The 5,637-nt window shown below is 65.6% G+C and carries 8 protein-coding genes; 7 read left to right on the forward strand and 1 reads right to left on the reverse strand.

The genetic code is table 11. From position 1 onward, the window contains the following. Window positions 1–235: 235 nt before the first annotated feature. Complete coding sequence (locus tag HX805_RS31670) at window positions 236–1,000, reverse strand: tetratricopeptide repeat protein (protein WP_177117635.1); 765 nt, start codon at window positions 998–1,000, stop codon at window positions 236–238. Window positions 1,001–1,048: 48 nt separating this feature from the next. On the opposite strand from HX805_RS31670, the gene HX805_RS31675 reads away from it, so the two are divergent. From HX805_RS31675 to HX805_RS31705, 7 genes are read left to right on the forward strand one after another with little or no spacing between them, the layout of a single operon-like run. Then, window positions 1,049–1,615 (forward strand): type III secretion protein, encoded by a 567-nt coding sequence (locus HX805_RS31675; protein WP_177117636.1) that lies wholly within the window; start codon window positions 1,049–1,051, stop codon window positions 1,613–1,615. A gap of 31 nt (window positions 1,616–1,646) precedes the next feature. After that, window positions 1,647–1,877, forward strand: a complete 231-nt coding sequence (locus HX805_RS31680; protein WP_003208330.1) for a hypothetical protein — start codon at window positions 1,647–1,649, stop codon at window positions 1,875–1,877. 9 nt (window positions 1,878–1,886) lie between these two features. Then, window positions 1,887–2,324: a hypothetical protein gene (locus HX805_RS31685; RefSeq protein WP_003208328.1), complete on the forward strand. Its 438-nt coding sequence runs from the start codon at window positions 1,887–1,889 to the stop codon at window positions 2,322–2,324. Window positions 2,325–2,328: 4 nt separating this feature from the next. Next, window positions 2,329–3,111: a type III secretion system inner membrane ring lipoprotein SctJ gene (gene sctJ, locus HX805_RS31690; RefSeq protein WP_003208326.1), complete on the forward strand. Its 783-nt coding sequence runs from the start codon at window positions 2,329–2,331 to the stop codon at window positions 3,109–3,111. Next, entirely contained in the window at window positions 3,108–3,725 is a 618-nt protein-coding gene (locus HX805_RS31695; protein ID WP_003208324.1) for a hypothetical protein, read from the forward strand. The genes sctJ and HX805_RS31695 overlap by 4 nt, the downstream gene beginning before the upstream one ends. Further along, window positions 3,718–4,296, forward strand: a complete 579-nt coding sequence (locus tag HX805_RS31700) for a FliH/SctL family protein (RefSeq protein WP_177070345.1) — start codon at window positions 3,718–3,720, stop codon at window positions 4,294–4,296. Before HX805_RS31695 ends, HX805_RS31700 begins: the two co-directional genes overlap by 8 nt. Next, a complete protein-coding gene (locus HX805_RS31705) occupies window positions 4,293–5,615 on the forward strand; it encodes a FliI/YscN family ATPase (protein ID WP_008433161.1) in 1,323 nt (440 codons plus the stop codon). Before HX805_RS31700 ends, HX805_RS31705 begins: the two co-directional genes overlap by 4 nt. Window positions 5,616–5,637: the final 22 nt, after the last annotated feature.

Below are 5,637 nucleotides of genomic sequence, written 5' to 3' on the forward strand. Positions count from 1 at the left end.
CAAAAGGTCTTTGCCCCACCACTCGGCACCTCGCTTAGGCTCGGTGTGCCCTCACTCCGGCTTTGGACCGTGGGCCGCCGCGATGGGCCATCCTTGGCCCAGCGCGGCTAACCCGGCGTCCTGCCGGGTTACCCACGCTCCAAAGCCTGCGTTCGGCCAGCGTGGTTTAACGGGGCCTGATAGATCAAAAGCAACGTCAAAAGCAGGGCAACAGCAAGATCAAAAGCAGTTGGATTTAGTGCGTATCCACCAGCCCCAATTCCCGCGCTTGCGCAATCGGATCGCTGATGGCTTTGATGCGGTTGGCTTCCGTGATCAGGCGTGCGCGCTCAGCCGCCGGAATATCGTCCAGCGGCAAGCTGACCACCCGTTGTTCGTAACCCGCCAACACCAGCACCAACAACTCATTACGCTGATGCCGTGGCAACGCGCGGGGCGATTGGGTGACGGGGGCGATGGTGTCCAAGGCCTGCTGCGCCTGGCCGCCAAGGGCGTAGGCCAGGGCCAGGTTGCAGCGGCTGTCGAGGTCGTCGGGTTGCAGGCTCAGGCTTTTGGCGAACGCGGTTTGTGCCGCCACCGCCTGGCCGTTCAACACCTGGGCAATGCCCAGTCGGGTGTAGGCGACCGGCGACTGGCTGGCCTCGGCGGCCTGGCCCAGGGCGGTCACGGCGCGTTGGCTTTTGCCAAGGCGCAGTTGCGCGGTGCCCAGTCCCAGCAGGGCGTCGGCGTTGTGGGCTTGAAGGCCGAGGGCCTGTTGGAAGGCGCGCTCGGCACCGACCGCGTCGTTGCCGTCGAGCCGTGCCTGGCCGAGTTTGAGCCACAAGTCGATGCTTGCGCCCGGTTGCTGGGCCGCACGTTCGTACAGCGCCGCCGCGCTGGCGTAGTCGCCGCGTTTGTTCAGGTCGTCGGCCAGCTTCAGCGAGCGGTCGGAATCGCTCGGCGCAGTATTGGAACAGGCAGCCAGCAACAGGCTGCCGGCAAGCAAAAAGTGTTTGGTCATCGTCACAACTCGTTGGGCGAAGGCGGACGTCATGTAAGCATATTTTCCATGGCGCTCCTATGTCTGTCGGTGCTGTTGGGTGCCTCGATCGCCCACGCCGACGAAGAGCCCGAATGGTTCGCCAAACCCTACGCCTATGTGCTGGTGGACCAGGACGTGCGCGCCGCCCTCGAAGAGTTCGGCCACAACCTCGATATCCCGCTGGTGCTCTCCGACAAGGTCCGCGGCAAGGCCCGCAGCACCGTGCGTGCAGCCACCGCCGGGGAGTTTTTGCAGACGCTGTGCAGCACCAATGGCCTGACCTGGTATTTCGACGGCAACCTGCTGTACCTCAATGCCAGCGATGAAATCACCACCAGGCTGTTCAAGGCCAGCGCCCTGAACCTGGACCAGTTGCAGGCTTATTTGAACAACCTCGACGTCTTCGGCCAGCAGTTGTCGATGCGCAACGGCCCCGAGGGCGATGAAGTCTTCGTCTCCGGGCCGCCGCCGTACCTGGCGCTGGTCCAGCAGCATGTGGATCACCTGCAACCCAAGGCCAGCCCGCCTGTTGTGGCGCGCGAGCGCGGCGTGCGGGTGTTTCGCGGCGCCCAGGTGAGCACTGAAACCCCTTGATTCACCCCAACCCCAGTAAAGGAGCATGACCATGTCCGTAACCGCCGTAGACAGCAACCTCGCCCCCGGTGGCGCCAGCCCTGAAGCCAAGTTCAACGCCGCGGTGGATAACGCCAAGAGCGCCGACAAACCGGAGATGACCGACGCCGAATTCACCGATGCCCTGATCACCCAGGCGGTCACCATCGGCGGTCAATTCATCATCATGCCCAAGGCCCAGGAAATGCTGAATGACGCCATGTCCGATGACGACGAAGAGTAGGGCGCACCCATGACCATCAGTCTCGCTGCCAGCGCCACGGCCTTGCCGCCGTCCGCTGGCGCGGGGCCCGCCGGGGCCTCGCAGAATCTGTTCGAGCACATGGCCAATACGGCCAAGGGCATGCCCGAGGGCGCCAGCCCCCATCAGATCGGCTCGGGGCTGATGGAGCGCCTGAACAGTTTTATCGACCGCTCCCGGACCTTTTCCGAGCGCGCCGATTTGCTCACCAATAACCCCTCGGCGCCGCCGCAAGTGGCCGCTGCGGATATCCGCACCTCGGGTGCCTCGCCCACCGCAGAACCGGGCAAGAAAGTCGCCGAGCAGCAGGTCGACCAGATCGTCCATTCACTGGGCAAGATGTTCGACTACTCCATCGAAACCCAGATGGTGGTGCGCGGTGCGACGCAGATTTCCGGTTCCGCCAACACGCTGCTCAAGGGTCAATAACGCCATGCCAAGCCCGAATCGCGCCCTGCGCCTGCTGCTGATCGGCGTGCTCGCCAGCCTCTTGCAGGCCTGCGACATGGACCTCTACACCAACCTCAGCGAGCGCGACGCCAACGCCATGGTCGCGGTGCTGCTGCGCGACGGCATCCCGGCGACGCGCAAGGTGCAGGACAACGGCCAGTTGAAAGTGGTGGTCGACGAACAGCGCTTCGCCGAGGCCATGACCCTGCTGGACAACGCCGGCCTGCCGCAGCAGAGCTTTTCCAACATGGGCGAGGTGTTCAAGGGCAATGGCCTGGTGTCGTCGCCGGTGCAGGAGCGGGCGCAGATGATCTATGCCTTGAGCGAAGAACTGTCCCACTCGGTGTCGCAGATCGACGGCATCGTCTCGGCGCGGGTGCACGTGGTGCTGCCGGACAATGACCTGCTCAAGCGGGTGATTTCGCCGTCGTCGGCCTCGGTGCTGGTGCGCTACGACCCGGGCACCGACATCAACACGCTGATTCCGCAGATCAAGACCCTGGTGGCCAACGGCATTTCCGGCCTGAGCTATGACGGTGTGTCGGTGACCGCGATCAAGGCCGCGGTGTCCATCAGCCAGAACCCGGCGCAACCGCGACTCGCGCGTTTCATGGGCCTGTGGCTGTTGGAAGACAACCTCAACCAGGCGCGGTTGCTGTTCGGTGGCTTGCTGCTGCTCGCCCTCGGCGCGGGTGGTGTGTTGGCCCGCCAGCAATGGGCGCGGCGCCAGGCCCAGGCGTTGTATGTGCTCAAGGAGGGTGAATGAGCCTGGTTGAGCGTTGGCAGGGGCTGATCGCCCAGCCGTTGCAGTTTGTGCGCGAGCAAAGCCTTGGCGAGTGTTTTGGCGAAGGCCTGCCGGTCGAGGTGCTGCAAGCCCTGCATGGGCAGCCGCGTTTTCGCTCGCGGCTGGAGCAACTGCTGGCCAGCCATTATCAGCTGGCGCCGCTGGCGCATCTGGTCACGCCGCCCGCCGCTGATTTGCCGGTGCTGCTGCTGAGCCCGGCGCAATTTGCGCGTCTGCCCAGGCTGTGTGGTGCGATCTGGCATGGCTCGACCCTGAGCCGGGAGATCCGCCGCGAAGTGGTCAATGAATTGCGCGAGGGCCTTGGCCAGGAAGCCTTTGCCCTGGCCCTCGCGCACCGGCAGTTGGGCGGCGCGGCCGACCTGCTGCGCGAGCCCGCCGAGTTGATCGACGCCATCGACCGCGATGGCCTCACCTGTGTCGCTGCCTGGCTGCAAGCCCAGCCTGCCGAGTTGCAAGGCTGGCTGCCCCTGCGGTTTGTCGCACCCAAGGGCTACAGCGGGCGCTTGCCCCGCGACCTGGAGATCGTCCAGACCGTCGCCGCCCGGTTACTCGCCGAGGAGCTTGCCCATGAGTGAATTACCCAGCCGCCCAGCCGCGCGGATTTTGCGCGCCGATGAAGCGGCGTTATGGACCGATGGCTTTGCCTTTGTGCAAGCCGCCAGGGCGCACGCCGAGCAGATCAAGGCCGACAGCGACCAATGGCTGCACACCGCCCGCGCCGAGGGTTTTGAAAGTGCGCGCCGCGAAGGTGCCGAACAGGTTGCACAGTTGCTGCTGGAAACCCAGGCCGAGGTCCAGCATTACCTGGCCGGGCTTGAGGCGTCGCTGGCGGACCTGGCCCTGGGCATCGTGCGTGAAGTACTTGGCGAACTGGATGACACCGACCGCGTGGTGCGTTGTACACGCCAGGCCCTGAGCGCGTTTCGCCAGGGCCAGGCCTTGACGTTGTGGGTGCCGCCCGCCGAAGTGAATGCCCTGCGCCCACAGTTGCTCAAGGACGGCATCGCCGTGGAGGCCGATGCGCAACTGGGCGCCGGCCAGGCCCGCCTGAGCAGCCCGGCGGGTTCGGTTGAGCTGGGGCTGGAGGCGCAACTGCAAAGCCTGCGCCGCAGCCTGTTGCCCTTTGCCGAAGAGGGCGTGGCATGAACCTCGATCAACTGCTGCCGCGCCTGACCGAGCGGCTGTCCCAGGCCCGCTTGCGTCCGATGCAGGGCACGGTGCTGAGCATTCGCGGGGTGTTGCTGCGGGCCAGCGTGGCGGGCGCGAGCATCGGTGAGCTATGCCACCTGCGCGACCCGGTCAGTGGTCGCAGCCTCAGCGCCGAAGTGATCGGTTTTGATGGCGACGAAGCGATCCTGTCGCCCATCGGTTCCATGGAAGGCCTGTCGACCCGCACGCAAATCACTGCCACCGGCGAAAGCCTGGGTGTGGCCGTGGGCGATGCGCAATTGGGGCGAGTGATCAGCCCCATGGGCGAGTTTCTCGACGGTGACGGTGTACCGCCAACCCTGAACCTGCAGACCTACCCCTTGCATGCCGAGCCACCGGCCCCGTTCTCCCGGCAATTGATCGTGCGCTCCATGGCGTTGGGCATCCGCTCCATCGACGGCTTGCTGACCCTCGCCCAGGGCCAGCGCATGGGCATCTTCGGCGAGCCCGGTGTGGGCAAATCCTCCTTGTTGGCGAGCATCATCCGCAACAGCGAGGCCGATGTGATTGTCATCGGTTTGATCGGCGAGCGGGGCAGGGAAGTGCGCGAACTGCTGGACGTGCAACTGGACGCCACGGCCCGCGCACGCACCGTTGCTGTCGTCGCCACCTCCGACCGCCCGGCCGCCGAGCGGGTGCGCGCGGCATTTGTCGCCACCACCCTGGCCGAGTACCACCGCGACCAGGGCCGCAATGTACTGCTGTTGATGGACAGCCTCACGCGGTTCGCCCGCGCCCAGCGCGAAATCGGCCTGGCCGTGGGTGAACCGCCAACCCGCCGCGGTTATCCGCCGTCGTTTTTTGCCACCTTGCCCAAGTTGCTCGAGCGCGCCGGCCCGGGCCCTGCCGGCAGCATCACCGCGCTGTACACCGTGCTCACCGAAGGCGACGCCGCCAGCGATCCGGTGGCGGAGGAAGCGCGTTCGATCCTCGACGGGCATATCGCCCTCAGCGCCGAACTGGCGCAGCGCAACTATTTCCCGGCGGTGGACGTGCTGCGCAGCCGCAGCCGCTTGATGGAGCAGGTCGCCGGTGATGAACACAAGCGCCTGGCGATGCGCATCCGTGAATTGATGGCGCGCTACGGCGAGATCGAAATGCTGATCCGCGTCGGCGAGTACTCCGCCGGCAGCGACCCCCTGGCCGACGAAGCGATCACCCGCCATGGGGCAATCGAAGCCTTCCTGCGCCAGAACGCCGACGAACCCAGCAGCCCCGAACAGACCTTGATCCGCATGCGCCAGGTGCTGGCATGAGCCCGAAAACGCAGCAAGCTCC

This window comes from Pseudomonas sp. G5001, assembly GCF_013385475.1.
Lineage (GTDB): Bacteria > Pseudomonadota > Gammaproteobacteria > Pseudomonadales > Pseudomonadaceae > Aquipseudomonas.

Excerpts from the sequence above, each read along its gene's own strand:
- HX805_RS31670 (WP_177117635.1), bottom strand. The coding sequence starts at position 1,000 with ATGACCAAACACTTTTTGCTTGCCGGCAGCCTGTTGCTGGCTGCCTGT.
- HX805_RS31675 (WP_177117636.1), top strand. The coding sequence starts at position 1,049 with ATGGCGCTCCTATGTCTGTCGGTGCTGTTGGGTGCCTCGATCGCCCAC.
- HX805_RS31680 (WP_003208330.1), top strand. The coding sequence starts at position 1,647 with ATGTCCGTAACCGCCGTAGACAGCAACCTCGCCCCCGGTGGCGCCAGC.
- HX805_RS31685 (WP_003208328.1), top strand. The coding sequence starts at position 1,887 with ATGACCATCAGTCTCGCTGCCAGCGCCACGGCCTTGCCGCCGTCCGCT.
- sctJ (WP_003208326.1), top strand. The coding sequence starts at position 2,329 with ATGCCAAGCCCGAATCGCGCCCTGCGCCTGCTGCTGATCGGCGTGCTC.
- HX805_RS31695 (WP_003208324.1), top strand. The coding sequence starts at position 3,108 with ATGAGCCTGGTTGAGCGTTGGCAGGGGCTGATCGCCCAGCCGTTGCAG.
- HX805_RS31700 (WP_177070345.1), top strand. The coding sequence starts at position 3,718 with ATGAGTGAATTACCCAGCCGCCCAGCCGCGCGGATTTTGCGCGCCGAT.
- HX805_RS31705 (WP_008433161.1), top strand. The coding sequence starts at position 4,293 with ATGAACCTCGATCAACTGCTGCCGCGCCTGACCGAGCGGCTGTCCCAG.